Origin of the sequence: Streptomyces sp. NBC_01217, assembly GCF_035994185.1 — a bacterium.
Classification (GTDB): Bacteria; Actinomycetota; Actinomycetes; order Streptomycetales; family Streptomycetaceae; genus Streptomyces.
This window is the reverse complement of the sequence record NZ_CP108538.1, coordinates 1,409,054-1,433,087: the sequence shown is the minus strand read 5'-3', so window position 1 is coordinate 1,433,087 and position 24,034 is coordinate 1,409,054. Positions and strand designations below refer to the sequence as shown.

Here is a 24,034-nt window from a genome sequence, read left to right as displayed (position 1 = left end):
CGGCTAACGGGACATCAGTACGGAAGGAACCGGCGTTGCACATCCAGGAGTGGCTGGAGACCGTCCCCGCGGTCAGCGTTTACGTCCTGGTGGGCGTCGTCATCGGGCTGGAGAGCCTCGGCATCCCGCTCCCGGGAGAGATCGTTCTGGTCAGCGCGGCGTTGCTGGCTGCCGGGCACGACGGGATCAACCCCTGGGTTCTCGGCGGCTGTGCCTCGGCGGGCGCGGTCATCGGTGACTCGATCGGTTACGCCATCGGCCGCAGGGGCGGGCGGCCACTTCTCGCCTGGCTCGGCGGGAGGTTCCCCAAGCACTTCGGCGAGAGCCAGATCGCCATGGCGGAGCGTTCCTTCCACAAGTGGGGCATGTGGGCGGTGTTCTTCGGCCGCTTCGTCGCCCTGCTCCGGATCTTCGCGGGACCGCTGGCCGGCGTACTGCACATGCCGTACTGGAAATTCCTCATCGCCAACCTGTTCGGCGGCATCGTCTGGGCCGGTGGAACCACGGCCGTCGTCTACTCGGTGGGCGTCGTCGCCGAGGCCTGGCTCAAGCGGTTCTCGTATCTCGGCCTGGTGGTCGCGGTGCTGTTCGGAGTGGTCTCGATGCTGGTGCTGAGAAACCGGGCCAAGAAGGCGGCGGCGCACGCACCGCTCGTCTCCACGCCCGATGCGGGGACCGTGCCGGTGGCGGACTGACCCGGCCGGGCGGCGCGGCGCAGGCTTTCGGCAGCGGGCGACACCCCGAACCGTCCGCCCTGCACGCCTGGAGTGCGCGGCGCGCCCCGCTGCTCGTCCGCCTTCGGGTCAGCTCTCGTGTGCCTGGCGGTGTGCCTTGGCCAGCTCCACATAGCCCGCCGCGTTGAACTTGATGCCTTCCAGCTCCTCCTCGGTCAACTGCCGCTTGACCTTGGCGGGGACGCCCGCGACGAGCGAGCCCGGGGGCACCTGCATGCCCTGCGGGACGAGTGCCTGTGCCGCTATCAGCGAACCGGCACCGATGCGGGCACCGTTGAGGACGGTGGACCCCATGCCGACCAGCACGTCGTCCTCGATGGTGCAGCCGTGCAGCACGGCGTTGTGCCCGACCGAGACGCGTTCGCCGACCGTGACGGGGAACCCGGGGTCGACATGGACGCTGCAGTTGTCCTGGATGTTGCTGTCGGTGCCGATGACGATGGGACCGCACTCGGCACGCAGTACGGCCTGGTACCAGACGCTGGAGCCCGCGGCCATCGTGATCTCACCGATCACGACCGATGTCGGTGCGGTGAAGGCCTCCGCATCGATGTCCGGCTCCTTGCCGCCGATCCCCGTGATCAACGCCTGCTCTGCCATCGTGCGTCCCTCCGTGCCCAGGTGCTGTGCGGTCGCGGTCGTCCGATCGCGTCGGAGGAACGGTATGCGACGGGCGGGGGAGCGCCGCCGAGTGGGGTGAACATCACAGGTTGCCGCGGTGATCACGCCGGGCGCCGCCGACTACCGTGTGCGAGTGCCCAAGAACAGGAACACGTTCTCTTCCCTCGCCGCCTGGCGGCGGCGCGCCCTGTCCCGGGCCGTTCACCGCGGCTGGCGCTGGGTGCAGGAGTCGGGCGCGGTCACCGCGGAACACCCCGGCCGGCTGCGGTTCGGCCGGATCGGCGAGGGCACCCGACTGGCCTTTCCGCAGGGCACGGTGTTCGGGGAGTCATGGATCGAGCTGGGCGCCCACTGCGTGATCGGTGAGCAGGTCACCCTGACCGCCGGACTCATGCCCGATCTGGACCTCGGACCCGAGCCGATCCTGACCCTGGGGGACGGGGTGGTGCTCGGCCGCGGCAGCCATGTCGTGGCCGACACCAGAGTGAGCATCGGCTCGGACACGTACTGCGGACCGTATGTCTACATCACGTCCACGAACCACAGTTACGACGATCCGCACGAGCCCGTCGGCAGACAGTGGCCCCGCATGGAGCCGGTCGCCATCGGGCCGGGCTGCTGGATCGGCACCGGAGCGGTGATCCTGCCCGGGGCAACGCTCGGACGCAATGTGGTGGTCGCCGCGGGCGCGGTGGTACGCGGTGAGGTGCCCGATCACGCGGTGGTGGCCGGTGCTCCCGCCCGGGTCGTACGCAGCTGGGATTCCGAGAAGGGCTGGCAGCCGCCGCTGCGTACCCCCGCTCCGGTGCCGATCCCGTCGGGCGTCACGCCCGAGCAGTTGCGGGCCCTGGCGGAGCCGGACGGGACATCGGGCCCCTCCTTCGGCGACTGAGGACAGCGAGCGGCCGGATCCTCAGCCGCTCGCCAGCAGCACCGTGCCCACCAGGGCGAGACCGGCCCCGGCGGCCTGCACCCCGCGCAGCCGTTCCCCCAGCACCCCGCGCGCGGCCAGGGCCGTGACCACCGGATAGAGCGAGGCGAGCACGGCGGCCACGGTGACCGGGCCGCGTTGTGCGGCGAGCGCGTACGTGCCGTTGGCGGCGACATCTGCGAGCCCGACGAACATCAGGGCCGGCAGGGAGGCCAGCACCGAGGCGGCCCCGCCCTCCTCCGGCAGGGCGCGTGCCCCGCGCCGCACCGATACGTACAGGGCCGTGCCACCCACCGCGATATTGGTGAGGCGCTGTACGAAGAGCGCGAGGAACAGCCCGGTCACCGTCGTGGACGCCTCCGCGATCAGGGTCATCACCGACCCGAAGCCGAACGCCGCCATCAGGGTCAGCAGCACGGCCCTGCGCTGCACCGGAGCCCCGCGCAACTGCGGACCACCGGCCAGCACGATGCCCACCACGGCGACGCCGATCCCCGCGAACTGCAGCAGCCCCGGCCGCTCCCCGACGACGATCCCGATGCTCACCGGCACCGTGACACCCAGCGAGCCGAGCGGGGAGACGACACCCATCGGGCCGAGCGCCAGGGCCTTGTAGAAGCTCAGCATCGCGACCGGCCCGACAACGCCCGCTGCGACGGCGAACCAGAGCTGCGGACCCGCCTCGCTCCAGCCGCCCGTCGCGATCACGACGGCACCCAGCACCACGGCTGCGGCGGCCTGCGAGACGACGACCACGGTCAGCGCGGGCGTACGGCGCGTGAGCAGTCCGCCGCCGAAGTCGGCGAGCCCCCAGAGCACGCTGGTGGCCAGGGCGAACAGTGCTGTCATTGCATGCCTCGCAGTACAGTGCGATGAACGGTTGGGCCCACCACACCGTAGTGCAGTATTTTCGACCCTGTCATCCATAATATTGGACGGAACGTGTCTGACCTCGATCAGCTCAACCAGTCGCTCGCGCGCAATCTCAAGCGCTGGCGGGGGGAACGCGGCTTCACCCTGGACGCACTCGCCGCCCGTGCCGGGGTCAGCCGCGGCATGATCATCCAGATCGAGCAGGCCCGCACCAACCCGAGCGTCGGCACCACGGTCAAGCTCGCCGACGCGCTGGGCGTCAGCATCACCACGCTGCTCGACTACGAGCAGGGCTCACCGGTCCGGCTGGTGCCCGACAGTCAGGCGGTACGCATGTGGTCCACGGAGGCGGGGAGCTCCACCACACTGCTCGTCGGTACGGAGGCCAGGGGGCCGCTCGAACTCTGGTCCTGGCACCTGATGCCGGGCGAGAGCAGCACCTCCGACCCGCACCCCGAGGGCACGGTCGAACTGCTCCACGTCACCGCGGGTGAACTCACCCTGGTCGTCGACGGAACCCCGTACTCCGTACCCGCAGGCGGCTCCGCCACTTTCGAGGCACATCATCCGCACGCCTACCGTAACGACGGCTCCGTGCCGACCGAGATCACCATGGCTGTCTCCATCCCGCCCGTACGGTGAGACGGCCAACCGGCCTCCTCCGGGACGCTGTTAGCGTGGCACGCATGCGCGCACCCATCGGATCCTTCGAGAACGCCTGCCCGGCGGCCGACCGCATCGACCTGCTCACCGAGCCCGTCGCCGCAGCCGTGAGCGAAGGCTGGGGCGGTGTCCCCGCCGCGCAGATCATCCACGTCGACACGGATCCGGCCATCGCCGACACGGCGGTCTTCGTCGAGCACCACGGCGCGGATCTGCTCGACCGCTCGGCCAACTGCGTCGTGGTGGCGGGCAAGCGCGGCGGCGAAGTGACGCTGGCCGCCTGTCTGGTCCTCTCCCACTCCCGCGTCGATGTGAACGGCGCGGTCCGCAAGCACCTGGGCGCCCGCAAGGCATCCTTCGCCCCGATGGACACGGCGGTCGGCGAGACCGGCATGGAGTACGGCGGAATCACCCCGATCGGACTCCCGGCGGCGTGGCCGCTGCTGATCGACCCCGCCGTCGTCGACGAGGAATGGGTGCTGATCGGCAGCGGCAGCCGACGCGGGAAGCTGATCGTCCCGGGCAAGGCGCTGGCGGCACTGCCCGGCGCGGTTGTCGTCGACGGTCTGGGCGTCAGGGCCTGAGCGGCTCTCAGCCGGGCGCGTGGCAGAGGGCCTGAACGGGCACAGCGCCCCGGTGCGACGGCAGCCAGCGGGCCGCGAAGTCGACGGCGTCGGTGAAGCGGAAGAGGCGGCTCGTCGATGAGCCCACTGCGCCGGTGCGTACGGCCGCACCGTCGTCCGCGCGGGCGAAGTCCGCTCCCAGGGCGGCGAAGTCGCTGTCGTCCAGCGCGACGTCCTCATACTCCCACCACTGACGCCGGCCCTCGGCCGTCACCACGCACCGATAGCTGCGGCAGGGCGGGGCGGGCACTCGGTACTCGCCGAGATGGAACGCGGTACAGGTGTCGAACCCGGTGCCCAGCAGGAGCACTTGGGCCCGCAGTTCGTAGAGACGGGCCAGCGGGGAGTCCTCGCCGAGATGGCAGTCGGGGCGGTGCTGCGCCACGAGTCCGCCGGCCAGCGGGCCGAGCGCGGCGAAGGACGTCTGGGGGTGCTCGCTGCGCACCGCGCCCTCGGTGAGCCGCACGGTCTCCGCGAGACGGCCCATCGACGGCGCGGCCGACATCGCGGGGTCGAAGGGCGGCATGCTCGCCCGCACGGCCTCACGGGCCCGGTCGCCGAGGCCGCGCACCCGGTCGAGGTAGTGCGACGAGGTGTCGGAGTTCTCCGGGGTGAAGGCCGGGACGACGAGTGTGCCGTGTTCGCCGAGGGCATCCCGCAACGCGCAGACCACTGCCCGCACCCCGCCGCTCACCGGCCCCACGGCACGCATCGACGCATGCACCAGGAGGACGCCGTTCTGCTCCACCCCGAGTTCGGACAGCTGCCCGGCCAGACCGGTCCGGCTGTGACGGACGGTCGGCGCGGTCGTAGTACTCACAGCGGGCCATTCTCCCAGCCGGACGCCGGGTGTGACACCACGCACATTCGGACGAGAGGTAGCGCGCTGCGGCTAGCGGCTCAGCGCGGGGATCTCGATGGCGGGGCAGCGGTCCATGACCATGTCGAGCCCGGCCGCCCGGGTGCGCTCGTACGCCTCGGTGTCGATCACCCCGAGCTGGAACCAGACCGCCTTCGCGCCGACCGCCACCGCCTCGTCGGCCACCGCGCCCGCCAGTTCGCTGTTGACGAAGACGTCCACCACATCGACCGGGAACGGTATGTCGGCCAGTGAGGCGTAGCCGTCCTCGCCGTGAACACGCTCCGCCTTCGGGTGCACCGGCACCACCCGCTTGCCGAAGTGCTGGAGCACCTCGGCGACGCGATAGGCCGCGCGCGAGCGGTTGTCGGACAGGCCCACCACCGCCCAGGTCTCGCCCGTGTCCCGGAGGATCCTGTGGATCGTCTCTGCGTCTGCGTACATGATCCGGACAACGGACAGCGGCTCCGGACCATTCCCGGCCGGGGCATAGGGTGGCCGGATGCAGGAGCAGTACCGGACAGTCGCCCGAGCGGGCGTGCACGAGACCGAGATCAACCGGTCGCGCTTCATCTGCGCGCTCGCCCCCGCCGCCACCGAACAGGTGGCGCAGGACTTCGTCGCACGCGTCCGCAAGGAACACCCGACCGCCACCCACAACTGCTTCGCGTACGTGATCGGCGCCGACGCCTCCGTGCAGAAGGCGAGCGACGACGGAGAGCCCGGTGGCACCGCGGGCGTCCCCATGCTGCAGATGCTGACGCGCCGTGAGATGCGCTACGTCGTCGCCGTCGTCACCCGCTACTACGGCGGTGTGAAACTCGGCGCGGGCGGACTGATCCGGGCGTACGGGGGAGTGGTCGGGGAGGCCCTCGACGAGTTGGGCACCATCACCCGCCGGCGGTTCCGCCTCGCCACGGTCACCGTCGGCCATCAGCGCGCGGGCAGGCTGGAGAACGACCTCAGGGCCACCGGGCGCAGCGTCCGCGAGGTCCGCTACGGCGAGGCCGTCACCATCGAGATCGGGCTGCCGGACGCCGATGTCGAGGCGTTCCGCGGCTGGCTGGCCGACGCGACGGCGGGTGAGGCCCGGCTGGAGCTGGGCGGCGAGGCGTACGGGGACGCCTGACGATGCGCGCATGACGCAACAGGACGATGAGCGCGTGTCACACAGCACAATGAGCGCATGACCCTCCTTCTGACCAGCAGTGATCTCCTGGCCGTCCTCGATCCGGAAGCCTCGCTGAAGGCCCTGCGAGAGGGGTTCGTCCAAGTCGGTTCCTCGACGGTCACCGGGCAGCGCGTGCGCACCGATCTGCCGTTCCCGGGCACGGCGACGGCCCTGATACCCGGCCTCCTTCCGGGCATCGACGCGTACACCGTCAAGGTCAACGCCAAGTTCCCGGGCGCCCGGCCCGCGCTGCGCGGTGTGATCTGTCTGCACAGCGGCCGGGACGGTGAACTCCTCGCCCTGCTCGACTCCGCCGGTGTCACGGCCTGGCGGACCGGACTGGCCGCGGCTCTCGGCACCCACGTCCTGGCCGCTCCCGACCCCTCGGGCGAAGCAGTGCTGGGTGTCGTCGGCGCGGGCGCCCAGGCCGAGATCATGGTCCGCGGACTGCGGAGCCTGCGCGGCTTCCGGGATCTCGTGGTGCAGGACACGGACCCGGAGCGCGCCGCGGAATTCGCCGCCCGGCACCACGGCCGGGTCCTCGCCTCCGCAACCGGGATCGCCGCGGACGCCGACGTCGTGCTGCTCTCCACCTGGTCGCGCGCACCCCTGCTGAGCCTGGCCGACACCCGCCCCGGACAGCACTTCACCACGCTCGGCGCCGACGAACCCGGCAAGCAGGAACTCTCCGCCGATCTGCTCACCGCGGCCCTCCTCGTCGTCGACGACCGCGAACAGGCCGCGGTGATGGGCGCCCTCGCCGCGGCAGGACTGCCGGCCACCGCCGCCGATGCCACCCTCGGCGAACTGCTCGGTGGCGAGCACCCAGGTCGTACGTCCGGCACGACCCGCTCCGTCTACGCGCCCGTCGGGCTCCCCTGGCAGGACCTGGCCGTCGCCTGGGCCGCGTACCAACAGGCGGAACGGCTCTCTGTCGGAACGCGGATCGATCTTCTCGGCTGAACGCCCCGGCGGCAGTCGGCTGTGATGGGAGACTGTGATCGGTGAGGAGACAGGGGCTCACCGGTGACGGCGTGGCCGGTGCGGATGCCGAGGCGCGGTGTGATCACGGCACGCGGCGCAGCGGGCCCCAGGGGTGGAGGAAGAGAACAATGCAGGTCGGAGCCGGCACTTGAGAATTCTGCACACATCGGACTGGCACCTGGGACGGTCGTTCCACCGGGTCTCCCTGCTCGAAGCCCAGGCCGCCTATCTGGACCACCTGGTGGCGACGGTGCACGCACACGAGGTGGACGTGGTCCTCGTCGCGGGTGATGTGTACGACAGGGCCGTTCCACCGCTCTCCGCCGTCGAGCTCTTCGACGACGCACTGCACCGGCTCGCCGCAGCCGGTGTGCCCACCGTCATGATCTCCGGGAACCATGACTCCGCACGCAGGCTCGGTGTCGGCGCGGGCCTGATCGAGCGGGCCGGAATCCATCTGCGCACCGATCCCGCCCTCTGCGCCACCCCCGTCGTCCTGAGCGACACACACGGCGACGTGGCGTTCTACGGGCTGCCCTACCTGGAACCGGCCCTGGTGAGGGACGTCTTCAAGGCGGAGCGTGCCGGGCACGAGGCGGTCCTGACCGCGGCCATGGACCGGGTCCGCGCCGACCTCGCGGGCCGCGCGGACACCACCAGGTCCGTGGTGCTCGCCCACGCCTTCGTCGCGGGCGGCGAGCCCAGCGACAGCGAACGCGACATCACCGTCGGCGGGGTGGCCGCTGTACCCGCAGGCGTCTTCCACGGCGTCGACTACGTCGCGCTCGGGCATCTGCACGGCTGCCAGGCCGTCACCGAACGCGTCCGCTACTCGGGCTCGCCGCTCGCGTACTCCTTCTCCGAGGTCGACCACCGCAAGACGATGTGGCTGATCGACCTCGACGCCTCGGGCAGGATCGCCGCCGAGCGCATCGACTGCCCGGCGCCCCGGCCGCTGGCCAGGCTCCGAGGCCGCCTCGACACCCTCATCGACGACCCCGAGCTGGAACGGCACCGGGAGTCCTGGGTGGAGGCCACGCTCACCGACCCGGCGCGTCCGGCCGAGCCGATGGCCCGTCTCGTCGAACGGTTCCCGCACACACTCAGCCTCGTATTCGAGCCCGACCGGGCCCCCGACGACCCGCTCGCCTCGTACGCACAGCGCCTCAAGGGACGTGACGACCAGCAGATCGCGGAGGACTTCGTGGCACATGTGCGGGGCGGGTCCGCGGCGGACGAGCGGGAGCGAACGGTGCTGCGGGGCGCCTTCGACCACGTACGGGTGGACGACACCGTGCGCGAGGTGAACCGATGAGACTCCACAGGCTCACGCTCACCGCCTTCGGGCCGTTCGGCGCCACCCAGGACATCGACTTCGACGCACTTTCCTCGGCCGGGCTCTTCCTGCTGCACGGGCCGACCGGCGCCGGAAAGACCTCGGTCCTGGACGCCGTCTGCTACGCCCTGTACGGGGCGGTGCCCGGCGCCCGCCAGAGCCCCGGCACCTCGCTGCGCAGCGACCACGCCCCGGCAGACCTCCCCACCGAGGTCACGCTGGAACTGACCGTCGGCGGCCGGCGTCTCGAAATCACCCGGCGCCCCGTACAGCCCCGCCCCAAGAAGAAGGGCAACGGCGTCACGACGGAGAAGGCCCAGAGCCGGCTGCGGGAGTACGGCCCCGACGACGGCTGGCGGCCGCTGAGCCGCTCCCACCAGGAGATCGGCGAGGAGATCACCCAGCTCATCGGGATGAGCCGGGACCAGTTCTGCCAGGTGGTGCTGCTGCCGCAGGGCGACTTCGCACGCTTCCTACGCGCCGATGCCGAGGCGCGCGGCAGGCTGCTCGGCAGGCTCTTCGACACCCGCCGCTTCGCCGCTGTCGAGGAGCGCCTCGCCGAACTGCGCCGCACCGCCGAGACCCAGGTCAGGGCCGGGGACGAGCGCATCCTCGCGATCGCCCAGCGGATCGCCCAGGCCGCCGGTCCGGCCGCGCGGGAATCGCCGCTGCCCGCGATCCAGCCCGGCGAACCGGGACTCGCCGACGGCGTGCTGGAGTGGGCCGCGACGGCCCGTAGCAGCGCCCGGGAACGCCTCACCATCGCCGAGTCCGTACTGGCCATGGCCGAAGGCCGCCAGTCGGCCGCCCGCATGGCCCTCGACAACGAGCGCGAACTCGCCCGGCTCCAGCAGCGGCACGAGGAGACGCGGCTCCGCGCCACCGCGGTCGAAGCCGCCCGCCCCGACCACGACCGGCACCACGAACGGCTCGCACGGGCCCGCAAGGCGGACCTCGTTGCTCCCGCACTGGAGCTGCGCGACGACGCCGAGCGCACGTACCGAACGGCCCGCGAGGCCCGGGACCAAGCCATGGCGCTGCTCCCCGACACCCTGGCCGACGCAGGTGCCGAGCAACTGGCGGAACTGGAGCGAAGGCTCGGGCAGGAGCTCGGCGGGCTCGACGCCGCGCGGCGTGCCGAGCGGCGCAGCGCGGACATCGACGCCGAGCGGGCCGGACTGGAGCGCCAGGCCCGCGCCGATGACGAGCTGATCCACGAGGCGAAGGGCTGGCTGGCCGGCTGGGAATCCACCCGCTACCAGCTGGGGGTACGCATCGAGGAGGCCCAGGAGGCCGCCACCCGCGCCGAACAGCTCGCCGGCCGACTGGAACCGGCCCGCGCGCGGCTGGCAGCGGCCCGCCGCCGTGACGAACTGGCCGTCCGGGCATCGGCGGCAGCCGAGCGGCTGGCCGAGGCCCGCGAACAGGCCTCGGGTGCCCACGAGTCGTGGCTGGAGCTGCGCGAACGGCGACTGTGCGACATCGCCGCGGAGCTGGCCGCCGAGCTGGTGGACGGCGAGGACTGCAAGGTCTGTGGCTCGGCCGAGCACCCCAAGCCCGCCCGCGCGGCCGAAGGGCATGTGGACCGGGCCACCGAGGAGCGGGCGCTCGACGCCTACCGACGGGCCGAGGAGGCACGCACAAAGGCGGACCGGGAGCTCGGGGTCGTACGCGAGAAACACACGGCAGCCCGTGCCGCCGCGCAATCGTCCGTGCCGCAACCGAGGGACGGCGCCGCCGCTGCCGAGTCGGTCGTTGCCGGATCGGTGCCCGCGGGCGTCGCCGGCGAGTCGGCAGCCTCGCAGCTGGTGTCCGAGGGAGTCGCTGCTGCGTCGAAGCCGGTGGCCGATTCGGCCGGCACCGATGCCGTTGACACCAAGCCCGTCGCCGATCCCACCGTCGCCGAACTTGCCGCGCTCGTCGACCGGTTGACGAGCGCGCATGCCGAAGCGCACCGGACCGCCGCCGGTATGCACGCCGCGCGTGAGGCCCTCGCGGCCGCCGAGCGGGAACACGCCGGGCGTCTTGAGAGCCGGCAGCTGGCCGAGCGCAGGGCAGCGGCCCGCACCTCCCTGAGGGAAGGCCTGGACCGTGAACAGGCGGCGCTGGAAGCGGAGCTGACGGCCGCCCGTGGCGAGTCCGGCAGCGTCGCCGAGCACGCCGAGCTGCTGGAGCGCCGGGTGCGGCTGCTCGCGGCGGCCGCCGGTGCGGTACGCGAGGAGGAGACTGCCGCACAGCGCCGCAAGGAGGCCGACGGCCGCCTCGCGGACGCCGCGTTCCGGGCCGGTTTCGACACACCTCAGGCAGCGGCAGCGACCCTCCTCACCGACGCCGAGCAGCGCGAACTCCAACGCCACATCGACGCCTGGCAGTCCGAGGCGGCCGCCGTCGCCGACCGTCTCGCCGAGACCACGACCCGGGCCGCCGCCGAAGGCCCGCGCGCCGCGGTCGACGCCGCACAGGCCGCTTACGACACGGCCGACCGGCAGCTGCGGGACGCCTCCACGACACTGGCCGCCGCACGCGAGCGCTGCGCCGAGCTGGGCCGGCTGTCGCGCGGCACCGCGGACGAGGTGCGCAGGCTCGGCCCGCTGCGCGAGGAGTACGAGAGGGTGGCACGGCTGGCCGGGCTCACCGCAGGCACCTCGGCCGACAACGAACGCAAGATGCGGCTGGAGTCGTACGTGCTCGCCGCCCGGCTCGAACAGGTCGCCGCGGCAGCCACCGCACGGCTGCAGCGCATGTCGTCCGGCCGATACACGCTCGTCCACTCCGATGCCCGCACCGGAGGCCGCAGATCCGGACTCGGCCTGCACGTCGTCGACGCCTGGACCGGTCGCGAGCGCGACACGGCCACGCTCTCGGGCGGCGAGACGTTCTTCGCCTCGCTCGCCCTCGCGCTCGGCCTCGCCGATGTCGTCACCGACGAGGCGGGCGGCGTACGGCTGGACACCCTCTTCATCGACGAGGGCTTCGGCAGCCTCGACGACCAGACCCTCGACGAGGTGCTCGACGTCCTGGACTCGCTGCGCGAGCGGGACCGCAGCGTCGGCATCGTCAGCCATGTCGCCGATCTGCGCCGCCGCATCCCCGCCCAGCTCGAAGTGGTGAAGGAGCGGCACGGATCGGTGGTACGGCACCGCACCACGGGAGGGGTCAGCGGCTGACGGCGCGCCGGGGGAGAGGCGAGGAGTAGACGACGCTCGTGGTCACGGAGCCAAGGGCGCCGATCTTTCCCGAGACCTGCTCCAGGTGACGCATCGACCGGGCGGTGACCTTCAGTACGAAACAGTCGTCGCCGGTGACGTGATGGGCCTCCACGATCTCGGGCGTCGTGTCGAGCAGATCGTGGAACGGCTTGTAGTTGCCGTTCGGATAGCGCAGCCGTACGAGAGCGAGAATCGGCAGCCCGAGCCGTTCCGGGTCGACCACCGCGGCGTACCCGCTGATCACCCCGGCCTCCTCCAGCCTGCGCACTCGCTCGGTCACGGCGCTCGGGGACATCGCCACCTCCCGTGCCAGCTCGGCGAACGTCACGCGTCCGTCGCGTTGCAGGACATCGAGGATGCGCCAGTCGGTGGCGTCCGGGGAATAGTCGGTCATGCGTGGAGACAACAGGGAAATCCCCGGCAGATCAAGAGTTGTGCCGGGAGCATCGCCTTCCCGGGAAGGGGCACCGGTCGTAGATTTCTGGCCATGACATCGCAGCTCACCGCGACCGCGGTCAACCCCGTCCTCCGCGTCCCGCCGGCCTCCCCGGCCGCGGCAGCCGCCCACTTCGGCGCCTCGCTCGCCTTCCACGCCGACGTCTCCGATGTCGCCGCGGCGCTCGCGGCGGGCGGCGACCCCGGCTTCGCACTCCTCGACTCGCGCTCCACCGAATCCTGGGACCAGGGGCATGTGCCCGGCGCCGTCCATCTGCCGACCGCCCTCATCCCCGAACAGGCCGGGAAGCTGCTCGACCCGGCCGTCCCCGTGGTCACGTACTGCTGGGGCCCCGGCTGCAACGGCGGCACGCGCGCCGCGCTCGCACTGGCCGAACTCGGCTACCAGGTCAAGGAGATGCTCGGCGGCTTCGAGTACTGGGCGCGTGAGGGCTTCGCGTTCGAGACCCGGCAGGGGCGCGAGCGGCGCGACGCCGACCCGCTCGCGGCACCTGTCGCCTCCGACGACTGCGGCTGCTGACCTGACCGTACGGGCCGGGCGAGCGGCCCCCTCCCCGTCCTTTCCTCCCGTACTCCTTGCCGTATGGAAGGAATGGACAGAGAGGGAGAGAAGCGCGTCAGAGCTTGGACAGCTCGTCCACGAGATCGTCGAGTCCGAGCGGCCCCTGCGACAGGGCGGCCATGTGCCAGGCCTTGGCGTCGAACGCGTCACCGTGCGCCTTGCGGGCGTTCTCCCGGCCGAGCAGCCAGGCGCGTTCGCCCAGCTTGTAGCCGATGGCCTGCCCCGGCATCGAGAGATAACGGATGAGTTCGCTCTCCACGAAGTCGGCCGGACGGCCGCTGTGGTTGCCGAAGAACTCCTGGGCCAGCTCGGGGGTCCAGCGCTCACCGGGGTGGAACGGGGAGTCCGCGGGGATCTCCATCTCCGCGTGCATGCCGATGTCCACGATCACCCGGCAGGCGCGCATCATCTGCGCGTCCAGATAGCCGAGGCGGCGCTCGGCGTCCGGCAGGAAGCCCAGCTCGTCCATGAGGCGCTCCGCGTACAGCGCCCAGCCTTCGGCATTGGCGCTGACACCGCCGATCGACGCCTGGTAGCGGGAGAGGCTGTCGGCGACATGCGTCCACTGGGCGATCTGCAGGTGGTGGCCCGGAACGCCCTCGTGGTACCAGGTGGAGACCAGGTCGTACACGGGGAAACGGGTCTCGCCCATGGTGGGCAGCCAGGTGCGGCCGGGGCGCGAGAAGTCCTCGGACGGACCCGTGTAGTACGGGGCCGCGGCGCCGCCGGGCGGGGCGATGCGGGACTCCACCTTCCGGACCCGCTCGGCGAGTTCGAAGTGCGTACCGTCGAGCGCCTCGATCGCCTCGTCCATCAGACTCTGCAGCCAGGCCTGGACCTCGTCGACCCCCTCGATGTGCTTGCCGTGCACATCGAGATGGGCCAGTGCCTCCCAGGGACCTGCGCCGGGCAGGACCTTCTCGGCCTCCGTCTCCATCTCGGCGAGCAGCCGATGGTATTCGGACCAGCCGTACGCGTACGCCTCGTCGAGATCCAGGTCGGTGCCGTTGAAGTAGCGCGACCAGCGCGCGTACCGCTCACGGCCCACCGTGTCCGGCGCGCCCTCGACCGCGGGGGCGTACTCCTCGCGCATCCAGTCGCGCAGCGCCACGACCGACTCGGTGGCGCGACGGGCGGCGTCGTCCAGATCGGCACGCAGGGACGCGGGCCCGGCGGCCGCGAAGTCCTGGAAGAAGCCCGTCCTGCCGTCGCCGGTCCACTCGTCCAGCTGGCCGATGAAGGTGGTGGTGGCGCGCGGGCCGCCGTACAGCTTGCGCTCCAGGCCGAGCGCGAGCGACTCGCGGTAGCCCTCCAGCGCGGCGGGAACCGCGCGCAGCCGGTCCACGACCGCCGCCCAGTCCTCGTCGGTCTCGGTCGGCGTCACCGTGAACACCTCACGGACGCTGTGCGCCGGAGAGGAAAGGTTGGAGACCGCGCGCAGCCCCTCATCGGCCTCGTGGACGGCGAGTTCCGCCGTGAGGCGCTCGCGCAGCAGGCGACCGCAGCGGCGCTCGGCATCGCTGTCCGCGCCGGGCAGCCGCTCGGCGGCATCGAGCTTCGCCAGGGTCGCGCGGGCGAGCGCGGCGAGGGCTTCTTGCCCCGCGGGGGAGAAATCGGGAAGGCGGCGCGAGCTCTCCGCATCGCCCAGATAGGTGCCGGCGATCGGGTCGAGTGCGATGTATGCGTCGACGTAGGCGTCGGCGATCTGACGGGGCAGCGCGCTGCTGGAATTGTCTGACATGCGGACATCCTCGTACGGCGGGGGCCTCCGCGTCATCATCATTCGGTCTCAGGCACCTGTCCCAGGCGATCCTGCCGAGGGTGGCAGCAGCGGTCCGCACTCCCACTGCTGGAAGATCAGCCGGGTCTCGACCCTGGCCACCTCGCGGCGTGAGGTGAACTCGTCCAGCACGAGGCGCTGCAGATCCGCGGTACCGGTGACCGCGACATGGACCAGATAATCGTCGGGCCCGGTCAGATGGAAGAGCGCGCGGGACTCGGGCAGCGCCCTGATGCGCTCGACGAACGGGCCGATGAGCTCCCTGCGGTGCGGACGGACCTGTACGGAGAGCAGCGCCTCCAGGCCGCGGCCGAGCTTCGCCGGGTCCAGCCGCAGCTGGTGGCCGAGAATGATGCCCGAGCGGCGCAGCCTGGTCACTCGGTCCAGACAGGTCGACGGCGCGACCCCGACCTCGGCGGCCAGCTCGCGGTAAGTAGTCCGGGCATCGTTCTGCAGGAGTCGCAGAATGTGCAGGTCCACCGGGTCGAGAACGACTGAATCGGTCATCTGCCAAACGTAACACGGATGTTTCTCATCAAGGTCCGGTGTTTGTTCAGAGTGATGGCATGGACACCGAAACCTCGACGACGCCCATGACGGCACCCTCGATGACGACCTCGACAACGCCCGCGATGATGCCTCGCTCCAGGGCGCTGGCCACCGAAGCCGTGCACGCGGGGCGCGACGATCTCGCGGCCCTCGGCCTGCACGCCGCGCCGATCGATCTGTCCACCACCTACCCCTCGTACGACTCCAGGGGCGAGGCCGAGCGGATCGACGCCTTCGCCGCCACCGGGGCCAAGCTGGATGGACCGCCCGTCTACGCACGGTTGGACAACCCGACGACGGCCCGCTTCGAGACCGCCCTCGCCCGGCTGGAAGGGACGGCGAGCGCCGTGTCGTTCGCGAGCGGTATGGCGGCGCTCACCGCCGTCCTGCTGGTCCGGGCGAGCATGGGACTGCGCCATGTGGTCGCCGTCCGCCCGCTCTACGGCTGCAGCGATCACCTTCTGGGTGCCGGCCTGCTGGGCACCGAGGTGACCTGGACCGATCCGGCGGGTATCGCGGAGGCGATCCGTCCGGACACCGGTCTGGTGATGGTGGAGACGCCCGCCAACCCGACGCTCGCCGAGGTCGACATCCGTGCGATCGCGCATGCCTGCGGATCCGTGCCGCTGCTCGTCGACAACACCTTCGCCACGCCGGTGCTCCAGCGGCCCGTCGAGCACGGGGCACGGATCGTGCTGCACAGTGCCACGAAGTACCTCGGCGGACACGGCGATGTGATGGGCGGGGTCGTCGCCTGCGACGAGGAGTTCGCGGCCCGGTTGCGGCAGGTGCGCTTCGCGACCGGCGGGGTGCTGCACCCGATGGCGGGGTACCTGCTGCTGCGCGGCCTCGCCACGCTCCCCGTCCGGGTACGGGCGGCTTCCGCGAGCGCCGTCGAACTGTCGCGCAGACTGATGGCTGATCCGCGTGTCGCCCGGGTCCACTACCCCAAGCTGGGCGGGGCGATGGTCTCCTTCGAGGTGTACGGGGATCCGCACCGGGTGATCTCGGCCGTACGGCTCATCACGCCCGCGGTCAGCCTCGGCAGTGTGGACACGCTGATCCAGCATCCGGCCTCCATCAGCCACCGCATTGTGGATGAGGGAGACCGGCAGGCGTCCGGCGTCGGGGACCGGCTGCTGCGGATGTCGGTCGGACTTGAGGACGTCGAGGACCTGTGGGCCGATCTGTGCCAGGCGCTGAGCGCACAGGAGGCGGTCGGTCCTTCAGGAGACGGACGGCCTTGAGGAGACCGGTCCGCGCGCCTTCCTCACCGGGGTGTCAGCGGCCGGCCTGCTCGTAGGGCGGCAGCGAACGGACCGGTGTCGCGTCCAGCCGTGCGGTGATGACCAGCGTGCCCTCCTCGATCTGGTAGTCCAGCGGCAGGGACAGCGAACGCATGGCCGCGACCATGCCGGTGTTGGACGCCTGGGTGACGGCGTAGACGCTCTCGCAGCCCGCCTCGATGGCGAGCGTCACCAGGCGGCCGAGGAGCTCGGAGCCGATACCGCGGCGCTGCCAGTCGTCCTCGACGAGGAGGGCGACCTCGGTCTCGTCGCCGTCCCACAGCAGGTGGCCGAGGGCGACCAGTCGGCCGGAGGCCGTCTGGACGGCCAGGGTGCGCCCGAAGCGTGGGCTCAGCAGGTGGTCCAGGTAGCGGTCGGCGTCACGGACCGGGCCGTGGTACCGCAGCCGCAGCGTCTGCTCGGAGCAGCGGTCGTGCATGGCACGGGCCGCTTCGAGGTCACTGCGGTCCGCGCGGCGCACGGTGATCTCGTTGCCCTCGGGAAGGGTGAGCACCTGCTCGCTGCGCGGCACGCGGGGGCCGAGCCGGGCGTCGAGCTCCACCAGGGCGCGGGCCCGGGCGAACTCGGTGGGAGTGAACGGAAGGTAGGGCCGCTCGACGGTGATGGCACCTCCGGACGGGTCGCGCAGCCGCATCACCGTCTCCTCCAGCACACCTTCGACGGGCGCGGTCTCACCCGTTGCGCGGCCGGTGATCGAGACGGCGGGCAGCGAGTGGATGGTGCAGCGGCCGAGCAACTGGCGCAGGGCGAGAGGGAGTTCGGCGGCGTCCAGGGCGGTACGCGTGGCGAGGCCCAGGATGCGTGTCGGGGCGTCCACCAGGTCGTGCGTGTCGGCCCGCTCGATCCAGGTGGAACCGCCGCCCGCGGCGGAGATCGCCCGGCTCAGCTGCTGGGCCTGGAGCGGGGCGGGGGCACGCAGCAGGAACTCGTCGACCGTGCCCTCTGCCAGCGGGTGCGTCTGCAGCGTGAGGATGTCGACCCGGTGCCGGGCGAGCGCGATGCACAGCGCGGCCAGGCTGCCGGGGATGTCCCGCACGGTGGTACGCATGCGCCACAGCACCGTGTCCTCGGGGGACGGGGCCGGGCCCGCGGCCGTGGGCGTGGTCACGAGCGCGGCCGCGGCGGCGCGGTGGGACGGGGCCGCGCTGTCGTCGCCGAGAGCGAGGTCGAAGCCGGTCGGCGGCGGGGCGTGGCTGTGGCGCCGTGCCCACCAGGTGTGGAAGGCGGCCGTCACCGCCAGGGCCACGGCCGAGGCGATCAGCAGATACGGTCCGTCCGGCTGGTGCCCGATCAGGTTGGCGATCGCGTCGGCGACCGCGACCGCGGTGAACAGCGCAGCCAGCTCGGTCACGTCCCGCCGCCAGTGGTGCGCGCGGCGGACAGTCTTGGCGGATGTCACATCAGTCATGCCTTCACTGTGACTGAGTGGTGTTGCCTGATCACGAACGCTCTGTGACTGATGGGTTAAGTGCGGATCTAGTCCCTTATCGTTGGTTTTAGTCGATTGATGCCTTGGCTGAACATGGTGCGCGGCGGCCGGCAGGCCCTCATAGCCCGGGCCTTGAGCCGAAAGCAGGATGGCTCCCGTACGGGCCCGGACCCCGAGCATCCGGCCCGGACGGCACGCTGCGGGTTACGCCACGATGTCGTGGCGGTCATGGACGTGGTGGCAGTCATGGATGCCGTGGGCGGTCATATCAGTGCCGGACCCCGCTTGCGCTCCCAGGCCGCCTTCAGGCGCGCCGCCCGACGTACGAGCTGCGAGGACCCGCCGCGCGCCGCCGCTTCGGCGCGCCCGGGTAACGGCTCGCCACCCACCGCACCGCGGTGCTCCGCGCACTCGGCCGCCACGGAGAGCGGGTCGCTCAGCCCGCGAGGCGGCTGGGCTTCACCAGGCTGTGGTCGAGGAGGATCGCCGGCTTCTCGCCGAGCGACGGAGCGTCCAGCCGGTGCTGGGCGGCGAGCATCAACAGGACATCCACCGCCGACAGGCGGTCCTCCGGATGCCGGGCGCCCAACCCGTAGGCCACGGCCAGATGGATGGCTTCGGCGGCCGGCCCGCCGAGTTCGACCCGCCCCGGTCAGCTGCTGGGCCGTGTCCCGTAGGCCATTGGTCGCACAGGCGGCGATGGTCGGCAACAACCACGCGGCCAGAGTCTCGCCGCCCTCGGGAAGCGTGGCGAGCCAGGACCCCGGCTGGTCGCCCCAGTGGTGGCAGATGCGATGGCGCGGGGTGTGCGCATGACCCACCACTGACAATCGGCTCCGGACCGCTGCCCGGAGCCGATCGTCGGCGTACCGGTCACTGCCCTACGCGCCCCGGCTGCAGTGTCTTGCTGAACAGCACGGAGCCGCCCTGCGCCCGCAGCCGCACGGTCAACTCGCCGCTGTCGCCGTCGATGTCGACCTCACCGAAGAGCTGCGGAGACTCCATCGGCGAGACATTCGCGCGGTCGGGCGCCCGCACGAAGACCCGGTCGGGACCGAACGTCGCGTCAAGTGTGTTGGCCGGGAACTGACCGGCGGCCAGTGGCCCGGACACGAACTCCCAGAAGGGCGCGAAGTCCTTGAACGCAGCCCGCCCGGGCTCGTAGTGCTGCGCCGATGTGTAGTGCACATCGGCCGTCAGCCAGACCGTGCCGGTGATCCGCCGGTGCTTGATGTACCGGAGCAGCTCCGCGATCTGCAGCTCACGGCCGAGCGGGGCGCCCGGATCGCCCTGCGCGACCGCTTCGAAGTCCGTCGCACCATCGGTGACCACCAGCCCCAGCGGCATGTCCGCGGCAATCACCTTCCACACCGCACGGGACCGCGACAGCTCCCGCTTGAGCCAGCCGAGCTGCTCGGCACCGAGGATGCCGATGGTGTCGTCGGGCCGGCGGCCGGGGGAGTTGGCGTCGCGGAAGGACCGCATGTCGAGGACGAACACATCGAGCAGCGGACCGTGCCGCACCACCCGGTGCATCCGGCCCTCGCCGGACGAGGCATGCAGCGTGGACACCGGGAAGTACTCGGTGAACGCCCGCACCGAACGGGCCGCCAGCACATTCACGTCCTTCTCGGTGTAGCGGGGGTCGTCGAGAATCTGTCCGGGATACCAGTTGTTGCGTACCTCGTGGTCGTCCCACTGAACGATCGAAGGCACCTGCGCGTTGAACCGTCGAAGGTTGTCGTCGAGGAGGTTGTACCGGAAGTTCCCCCGGTACTCGGCCAGGGTCTCGGCGACCTTCGACTTCTCCTCCGTGGTGACATTGCGCCAGACGCGACCGTCGGGCAGGGGCACACTCGGCTCGATCACACCGTCCGCGTAGATGTTGTCGCCGCTGCAGAGAAAGAAGTCCGGGTCGAGACGGCGCATCTCGTCGTACACCACATAGCCGCCGATGTCCGGGTTGATGCCCCAGCCCTGGCCCGCGATGTCGCCGGACCACAGGAAACGCACCCCGTCCCGGCGCCGGGCGGGCGCGGTCCGGAAGGTCCCGTACACCGGCTCGCCGGTGCGCCGGGGGTCTTCGGGGGCGGCGAGGGTCACCCGGTAGTGCACCTGCTCACCCGGCGGAAGCCCGTACAGCGGCGTCGTCCCGGTGAAGTCCGTGCCGGCACCGACCAGCGGACCGTGCCATGTGCGGGCCCGCCGGAAGGACTCCGTCGCCGACGTCTCCACGATCATCCGGGCCGGGCGGTCCGACCGGACCCAGACCAGCGCGGACGAAGCGGTGACATCGCCCACCTGTACGCCCCACGCCGCGCGCGGCCTGCCGGAGAGCGCAAAGGCGGGGGCCGCGGCGCCCACCACGGGAAGGGTGAGCGCCGCCGAAGCGGCGAGCGAACCGCGCAGCACACCGCGGCGGTCGAGGGACGGAATACGCGGACGGTACGACATCGAGGCGCCTCCGGGGCAGAGTGAGCGGACGGACGGGTGGCCGGTCGACCGACCCCACCCTTGTGCCCGTCGGCGGCGCGCACACCAACCTCAGATGAATACCCGGCCCCCGCCGATGTCCGGTCCGGCCGTGCCCCGCTGAGCCGCCGCCAGCAACCGAACCCCCTGCACGATGTCCTGGGGAGCCAGCTGCGCGTATCCAAGAACCAGGCTCACCCTTCGGTCCGTGGAGGCGACGGTGCCGAAGTCGCTCAGGGGCCGCAGGGCCACTCCCGCCGCGGCCGCTCGCGCCATGAACACCGGTTCGGGGCCGTGACGTCCGGGCAGCCTGGCGATGATGTGCAGACCGGCGGCGATCCCGCTCACCTCGGTGCCGGGGAAGTACTTCGCCAGCGTCGCGGTCAGCGCGTCGCGTCGCTCACGGTAGGCGCGCTGGCAGCGGCGCAGCTGCCGGTCGTAGCCGCCCCCGCCGATGAATTCGGCAAGGACCGCCTGGTCGACGGCCGGATTGCCCAGATCCATCGTGCGCTTGCGGGCGACGATTTCGTCGGTCATCGTCGCCGGTGCCAGCAGCCAGCCCAGCCGCAGTCCGGGAGCAAGCGATTTGCTCACCGAACCGGTGTACGCGACATGTTGCGGGTCGAGACCCTGCAACGCGCCGACGGGTGCGCGGTCATAGCGGAAGTCGCCGTCGTAGTCGTCCTCCACGATCAGCCCGTCCGTCGCGCGTGCCCAGTCCAGAAGCCTGCTGCGACGGGCGGCGGAGTAGGCGATTCCGGTAGGGAACTGGTGCGCTGGAGTGGTCACGACGGCGCGCACGCCCGAGCGTTCGAGGGGTTCGGCAGCCAGCCCTTCGTCGTCCAGCGGCAGCCCGGTGGTGGCGATGGCGGCGGATGCGAACAGCGCGGTGTGCTCGGGGCTGCCGGGATCCTCGACACCGACGGTCCGCATGCCCCGCCCGTGCAGCACGAATCCGAGCAGAGTCATTGCCTGCGCCACGCCGGAGCACACCACCAGGCGCTCCGGATCGGCGACCACTCCACGGCGCCTCGTCAGCAGGGCGGCCAGAGCCTCCCGCAGCTCGGGCAGCCCGCGCGGATCGGGATAGCCGAGCGCGCTGTGCGGCAGTCGGCGCAGCACCGAGCGATACGTGGCGGCCCAGGCGCTGCGCGGGAACAATGACAGATCGGGCGTCCCGGACCGGAAGTCGACACGTGCGCCCAGCGCGCGTGGTGCGAGATCGCGCGCCCCGGGTATGGCGGGTCGGACAACCCCGCTCACCCAGGTGCCCGCGCCCTGTTCGCTGCGCAGATATCCCTCTGCGGTGAGCTGCTCGTACGCTTCGGTGACCAGTCCCCGCGACACCCGCAGATCGGCGGCGAGCGCACGGCTGGACGGCAGCCTCGTACCCGGAACGAGACTGCCGGAACGCACGGCCTCGCGCAGTGCCGACTGGAGTGCGCGGCCGCGCCGACGGGCCGGGGCCGAAGCGGCGGGAAGCAGCAACTCCCAGGCGACGGAGACGAACTCCCCGGACTCCACCCGCTCTGGTGGCGGATTGGTCCCCGAAGACGACATGAAAGTGGACCTTAAACCGGACCGCCCGGATTCCTAACGTCGGCCCCATGAAAGTCACTTCCCTGCGCGGGGCGCTCCTCGCGGCCATTGCCTGCATCCTCGTGGGCGCCTCCTTCACCGCCAACAGCGTCCTCGGCGACTACCCCTACGCGGGCGGCCAGGCACTGCGCTACGGCCTGGCGGCGCTCCTGCTCCTGCCCTTCCTTTCCCACGACGCCCGCCCGGCCGCCACACTGCGCGTCCTGACCCTGCGGGCGTGGGGACGGCTCGTGCTCCTCGCAGCCGTCGGCATGGTCGGCTTAAACCTGGCCGTACTCGGCGCCGAACGCTCCGCGGAACCCGCCGTTCCAGGGGTGTTCGTCGGTTGCGCCCCGATCCTCGTCGCCGTCCTCGTACCGCTGCTGGACGGCCGGCGGCCGATGCGCCCGGTTCTGTACGCGGCCGTGCTGGTCGCAGCCGGGGCCCTCACCGTCCAGGGATGGGGCCGCACGGACACGGCGGGTGCCCTCTGGTCGGCCGGCGCGCTCGCCGGCGAGGTCGGTTTCGCCGTCCTCGCCGTACCGGTGCTGCGCCCGCTGGGACCGAGGCTGCTGTCCGCCACCGTGTGCGGTATCGCCGCCGCGGAGTCCGCGCTGCTCGGTGTGCTGCTCGACGGCGGGGCCGTACTGCGCATGCCCACACCCGGCGAGGCCATGGCGCTGCTCTGGCAGGCGGCCGTGGTCACCGTCGTCGGATTCGTCTGCTGGTACATGGGCATGCAGCGCATCGGCGCCGAACGGGCCACACTTTTCTCCGGCCTGATCCCGGTATCCGCGGCGCTCACCGCACCGCTCGTCGGCACCGGCTCGTACGGGATTCCGCAGGCCGGTGGCAGTCTGCTGGTCGGACTGGGGGTGGCGCTCGGCTCGGGCGTGCTGCCCCGGGGCGGCACCGCGCAGGGTGCCGATTCAGCTACTGGTGTCGAGGACGACGCGTGCCACGAGCGCCGGATCGTCGTTCATCGGCACGTGTCCACAACCGGGCAGCCGCACCAGCCGGGCACCGGGAATGGCGTGCTTGGCCCTGACTCCCTGCCGGCGCAGCAGCAGCCGGTCGTGGCTGCCCCAGGCGATGGTCACGGGCAGTCCGGGCACATCGTCGGTGAACGTGACACCCCGCCCGACGGCGAGCGTCTGGTGGAAACCGGTCGCCTCGCGCAGGGCGACGGTCTCGGCGACAACGGCACCGGGTGAACGGCGCCCGGGCCGGGCGTAGATGGTGCTGGTCAGCGCGGCGCGTCCGGCCGCGCTGCGCGAGAGCCGTTCGATCATCGGCACCGGTATCGACAACGCGCCCTGCCACATCGCCCGCAGCGTTCCGAAGGCATAGCGACGCTCGCTCTCCGTCCAGAAACCGGCGGGCGACAGCGCGGTCACCGACCGCACGAGCTTCGTCCTGCCCAGCTCCAGCGCCAGCAGACCGCCGAGTGAGTTGCCCGCCACATGCGGCCGGTCCAGGCCGATCTTCTCGCAGAACGCACCGAGCACCGGGACCACGCTCGCCAGGTCGTACGGAACACCGTCGGGCAGCGCCGACGAGGCACCGAAACCGGGCAGGTCGACCGCGATCACATCCCGTTCCGCGGCCAGGACGGGCATCACCGGATCCCAGGCCTGACGGTGGTGGCCGATACCGTGGAGCAGGAGCAACGGCTCACCGGAACCAGTCCGTTCATACGCCACGGACACGGTCCGAGGCCCATTCGGTGAGTCGACGTCGAACGAGACCGTGGCGGCCATGCTGGTGCTCCCGGGCGATCCGGCATGAACGGACCATGCCTGGGGTGACTCAGACGTCTCGTCAACAATAATTACCGCTCGGTAGCTTGTAGTTCAAGGGGCCGGGCAGTCCGAGGTGGACAGTGTGTGGAGTGTCG

22 protein-coding genes and 1 pseudogene are annotated in these 24,034 nt (G+C 71.4%); 11 read left to right on the top strand and 12 right to left on the bottom strand.

Annotation, left to right across the window (positions count from 1 at the left end; all coding sequences use genetic code 11):
* Nucleotides 1-35: 35 nt before the first annotated feature.
* Nucleotides 36-695 carry a DedA family protein gene (locus OG507_RS06080; RefSeq protein WP_327366094.1) on the top strand — a complete coding sequence of 220 codons (660 nt, stop codon included), beginning with the start codon at nucleotides 36-38 and terminating at the stop codon, nucleotides 693-695.
* A 108-nt stretch (nucleotides 696-803) separates the two neighbouring features.
* On the opposite strand, the gene OG507_RS06075 is transcribed toward OG507_RS06080, so the two are convergent.
* Complete coding sequence (locus OG507_RS06075) at nucleotides 804-1,334, bottom strand: gamma carbonic anhydrase family protein (protein WP_327366093.1); 531 nt, start codon at nucleotides 1,332-1,334, stop codon at nucleotides 804-806.
* A 154-nt stretch (nucleotides 1,335-1,488) separates the two neighbouring features.
* On the opposite strand from OG507_RS06075, the gene OG507_RS06070 reads away from it, so the two are divergent.
* On the top strand, nucleotides 1,489-2,247 hold the full coding sequence (locus OG507_RS06070) for an acyltransferase (protein ID WP_327366092.1): 759 nt from the start codon (nucleotides 1,489-1,491) through the stop codon (nucleotides 2,245-2,247).
* 21 nt (nucleotides 2,248-2,268) lie between these two features.
* On the opposite strand, the gene OG507_RS06065 is transcribed toward OG507_RS06070, so the two are convergent.
* Nucleotides 2,269-3,135, bottom strand: a complete 867-nt coding sequence (locus tag OG507_RS06065) for a DMT family transporter (RefSeq protein ID WP_327366091.1) — start codon at nucleotides 3,133-3,135, stop codon at nucleotides 2,269-2,271.
* Nucleotides 3,136-3,228: 93 nt separating this feature from the next.
* Here OG507_RS06065 and OG507_RS06060 point away from each other — a divergent pair, with 93 nt between their 5' ends.
* Entirely contained in the window at nucleotides 3,229-3,801 is a 573-nt protein-coding gene (locus OG507_RS06060; protein ID WP_327366090.1) for a helix-turn-helix domain-containing protein, read from the top strand.
* 44 nt (nucleotides 3,802-3,845) lie between these two features.
* A complete protein-coding gene (locus OG507_RS06055) occupies nucleotides 3,846-4,406 on the top strand; it encodes a YbaK/EbsC family protein (protein ID WP_327366089.1) in 561 nt (186 codons plus the stop codon).
* A gap of 7 nt (nucleotides 4,407-4,413) precedes the next feature.
* On the opposite strand, the gene OG507_RS06050 is transcribed toward OG507_RS06055, so the two are convergent.
* Nucleotides 4,414-5,265, bottom strand: a complete 852-nt coding sequence (locus tag OG507_RS06050) for an aminoglycoside N(3)-acetyltransferase (protein ID WP_327366088.1) — start codon at nucleotides 5,263-5,265, stop codon at nucleotides 4,414-4,416.
* Nucleotides 5,266-5,337: 72 nt separating this feature from the next.
* Nucleotides 5,338-5,748 carry a CoA-binding protein gene (locus tag OG507_RS06045; RefSeq protein ID WP_327366087.1) on the bottom strand — a complete coding sequence of 137 codons (411 nt, stop codon included), beginning with the start codon at nucleotides 5,746-5,748 and terminating at the stop codon, nucleotides 5,338-5,340.
* A gap of 58 nt (nucleotides 5,749-5,806) precedes the next feature.
* On the opposite strand from OG507_RS06045, the gene OG507_RS06040 reads away from it, so the two are divergent.
* From OG507_RS06040 to OG507_RS06025, 4 genes are all read left to right on the top strand, one after another.
* A complete protein-coding gene (locus OG507_RS06040) occupies nucleotides 5,807-6,433 on the top strand; it encodes a YigZ family protein (protein ID WP_327366086.1) in 627 nt (208 codons plus the stop codon).
* Between the two features lie 57 nt (nucleotides 6,434-6,490).
* Nucleotides 6,491-7,438: an ornithine cyclodeaminase family protein gene (locus tag OG507_RS06035; protein ID WP_327366085.1), complete on the top strand. Its 948-nt coding sequence runs from the start codon at nucleotides 6,491-6,493 to the stop codon at nucleotides 7,436-7,438.
* Between the two features lie 169 nt (nucleotides 7,439-7,607).
* On the top strand, nucleotides 7,608-8,774 hold the full coding sequence (locus OG507_RS06030; RefSeq protein ID WP_327366084.1) for an exonuclease SbcCD subunit D: 1,167 nt from the start codon (nucleotides 7,608-7,610) through the stop codon (nucleotides 8,772-8,774).
* Nucleotides 8,771-11,962: an SMC family ATPase gene (locus OG507_RS06025; protein WP_327366083.1), complete on the top strand. Its 3,192-nt coding sequence runs from the start codon at nucleotides 8,771-8,773 to the stop codon at nucleotides 11,960-11,962. Before OG507_RS06030 ends, OG507_RS06025 begins: the two co-directional genes overlap by 4 nt.
* Here the strand turns inward: OG507_RS06025 and OG507_RS06020 are convergent.
* A complete protein-coding gene (locus OG507_RS06020; RefSeq protein WP_327366082.1) occupies nucleotides 11,952-12,398 on the bottom strand; it encodes an Lrp/AsnC family transcriptional regulator in 447 nt (148 codons plus the stop codon). The two genes, OG507_RS06025 and OG507_RS06020, sit on opposite strands and share 11 nt — an antisense overlap.
* A 93-nt stretch (nucleotides 12,399-12,491) precedes the next feature.
* Between OG507_RS06020 and OG507_RS06015 the strand changes: the two genes are divergently transcribed.
* Nucleotides 12,492-12,980 carry a rhodanese-like domain-containing protein gene (locus tag OG507_RS06015; RefSeq protein WP_327366081.1) on the top strand — a complete coding sequence of 163 codons (489 nt, stop codon included), beginning with the start codon at nucleotides 12,492-12,494 and terminating at the stop codon, nucleotides 12,978-12,980.
* A 97-nt stretch (nucleotides 12,981-13,077) separates the two neighbouring features.
* Here the strand turns inward: OG507_RS06015 and OG507_RS06010 are convergent, their stop codons facing one another.
* Together OG507_RS06010 and OG507_RS06005 are read right to left on the bottom strand one after the other, a co-directional pair.
* Nucleotides 13,078-14,763: a DUF885 domain-containing protein gene (locus tag OG507_RS06010; RefSeq protein WP_327366080.1), complete on the bottom strand. Its 1,686-nt coding sequence runs from the start codon at nucleotides 14,761-14,763 to the stop codon at nucleotides 13,078-13,080.
* A 48-nt stretch (nucleotides 14,764-14,811) separates the two neighbouring features.
* Nucleotides 14,812-15,309: an Lrp/AsnC family transcriptional regulator gene (locus OG507_RS06005; RefSeq protein WP_327366079.1), complete on the bottom strand. Its 498-nt coding sequence runs from the start codon at nucleotides 15,307-15,309 to the stop codon at nucleotides 14,812-14,814.
* A 59-nt stretch (nucleotides 15,310-15,368) separates the two neighbouring features.
* On the opposite strand from OG507_RS06005, the gene OG507_RS06000 reads away from it, so the two are divergent.
* Nucleotides 15,369-16,598 (top strand): trans-sulfuration enzyme family protein, encoded by a 1,230-nt coding sequence (locus tag OG507_RS06000; protein ID WP_442810950.1) that lies wholly within the window; start codon nucleotides 15,369-15,371, stop codon nucleotides 16,596-16,598.
* A 34-nt stretch (nucleotides 16,599-16,632) separates the two neighbouring features.
* On the opposite strand, the gene OG507_RS05995 is transcribed toward OG507_RS06000, so the two are convergent.
* The 4 genes from OG507_RS05995 to pdxR all read right to left on the bottom strand — a co-directional run bounded on the left by OG507_RS05995 (nucleotide 16,633) and on the right by pdxR (nucleotide 22,119).
* Complete coding sequence (locus tag OG507_RS05995; RefSeq protein WP_327366078.1) at nucleotides 16,633-18,066, bottom strand: GNAT family N-acetyltransferase; 1,434 nt, start codon at nucleotides 18,064-18,066, stop codon at nucleotides 16,633-16,635.
* 457 nt (nucleotides 18,067-18,523) lie between these two features.
* A complete protein-coding gene (locus OG507_RS05990) occupies nucleotides 18,524-18,688 on the bottom strand; it encodes a hypothetical protein (RefSeq protein WP_327366077.1) in 165 nt (54 codons plus the stop codon).
* A gap of 272 nt (nucleotides 18,689-18,960) precedes the next feature.
* The gene (locus OG507_RS05985; RefSeq protein WP_327366076.1) at nucleotides 18,961-20,541 is read right to left on the bottom strand and encodes an alkaline phosphatase D family protein; all 1,581 of its coding nucleotides are present in this window, start codon (nucleotides 20,539-20,541) and stop codon (nucleotides 18,961-18,963) included.
* A gap of 90 nt (nucleotides 20,542-20,631) precedes the next feature.
* Nucleotides 20,632-22,119: a MocR-like pyridoxine biosynthesis transcription factor PdxR gene (gene pdxR / locus OG507_RS05980; protein WP_327366075.1), complete on the bottom strand. Its 1,488-nt coding sequence runs from the start codon at nucleotides 22,117-22,119 to the stop codon at nucleotides 20,632-20,634.
* 47 nt (nucleotides 22,120-22,166) lie between these two features.
* On the opposite strand from pdxR, the pseudogene OG507_RS05975 reads away from it, so the two are divergent.
* Nucleotides 22,167-23,009, top strand: a pseudogene (locus OG507_RS05975) (EamA family transporter); the annotation flags it as partial.
* A 57-nt stretch (nucleotides 23,010-23,066) separates the two neighbouring features.
* On the opposite strand, the gene OG507_RS05970 reads toward OG507_RS05975, so the two are convergent.
* Nucleotides 23,067-23,897: an alpha/beta fold hydrolase gene (locus tag OG507_RS05970; protein ID WP_327366074.1), complete on the bottom strand. Its 831-nt coding sequence runs from the start codon at nucleotides 23,895-23,897 to the stop codon at nucleotides 23,067-23,069.
* Between the last annotated feature and the right edge of the window lie 137 nt (nucleotides 23,898-24,034).

What these genes read in the sequence shown, in the direction of transcription:
- OG507_RS06045 (WP_327366087.1), bottom strand. Translation starts at nt 5,748, where the DNA reads ATGTACGCAGACGCAGAGACGATCCACAGGATCCTCCGGGACACGGGC.
- OG507_RS06075 (WP_327366093.1), bottom strand. Translation starts at nt 1,334, where the DNA reads ATGGCAGAGCAGGCGTTGATCACGGGGATCGGCGGCAAGGAGCCGGAC.
- OG507_RS06035 (WP_327366085.1), top strand. Translation starts at nt 6,491, where the DNA reads ATGACCCTCCTTCTGACCAGCAGTGATCTCCTGGCCGTCCTCGATCCG.
- OG507_RS06055 (WP_327366089.1), top strand. Translation starts at nt 3,846, where the DNA reads ATGCGCGCACCCATCGGATCCTTCGAGAACGCCTGCCCGGCGGCCGAC.
- OG507_RS06015 (WP_327366081.1), top strand. Translation starts at nt 12,492, where the DNA reads ATGACATCGCAGCTCACCGCGACCGCGGTCAACCCCGTCCTCCGCGTC.
- OG507_RS06005 (WP_327366079.1), bottom strand. Translation starts at nt 15,309, where the DNA reads ATGACCGATTCAGTCGTTCTCGACCCGGTGGACCTGCACATTCTGCGA.
- pdxR (WP_327366075.1), bottom strand. Translation starts at nt 22,119, where the DNA reads ATGTCGTCTTCGGGGACCAATCCGCCACCAGAGCGGGTGGAGTCCGGG.
- OG507_RS05970 (WP_327366074.1), bottom strand. Translation starts at nt 23,897, where the DNA reads ATGGCCGCCACGGTCTCGTTCGACGTCGACTCACCGAATGGGCCTCGG.
- OG507_RS05995 (WP_327366078.1), bottom strand. Translation starts at nt 18,066, where the DNA reads ATGACTGATGTGACATCCGCCAAGACTGTCCGCCGCGCGCACCACTGG.
- OG507_RS06010 (WP_327366080.1), bottom strand. Translation starts at nt 14,763, where the DNA reads ATGTCAGACAATTCCAGCAGCGCGCTGCCCCGTCAGATCGCCGACGCC.
- OG507_RS06020 (WP_327366082.1), bottom strand. Translation starts at nt 12,398, where the DNA reads ATGACCGACTATTCCCCGGACGCCACCGACTGGCGCATCCTCGATGTC.
- OG507_RS05985 (WP_327366076.1), bottom strand. Translation starts at nt 20,541, where the DNA reads ATGTCGTACCGTCCGCGTATTCCGTCCCTCGACCGCCGCGGTGTGCTG.
- OG507_RS06025 (WP_327366083.1), top strand. Translation starts at nt 8,771, where the DNA reads ATGAGACTCCACAGGCTCACGCTCACCGCCTTCGGGCCGTTCGGCGCC.
- OG507_RS06065 (WP_327366091.1), bottom strand. Translation starts at nt 3,135, where the DNA reads ATGACAGCACTGTTCGCCCTGGCCACCAGCGTGCTCTGGGGGCTCGCC.
- OG507_RS06040 (WP_327366086.1), top strand. Translation starts at nt 5,807, where the DNA reads ATGCAGGAGCAGTACCGGACAGTCGCCCGAGCGGGCGTGCACGAGACC.
- OG507_RS06000 (WP_442810950.1), top strand. Translation starts at nt 15,369, where the DNA reads ATGGACACCGAAACCTCGACGACGCCCATGACGGCACCCTCGATGACG.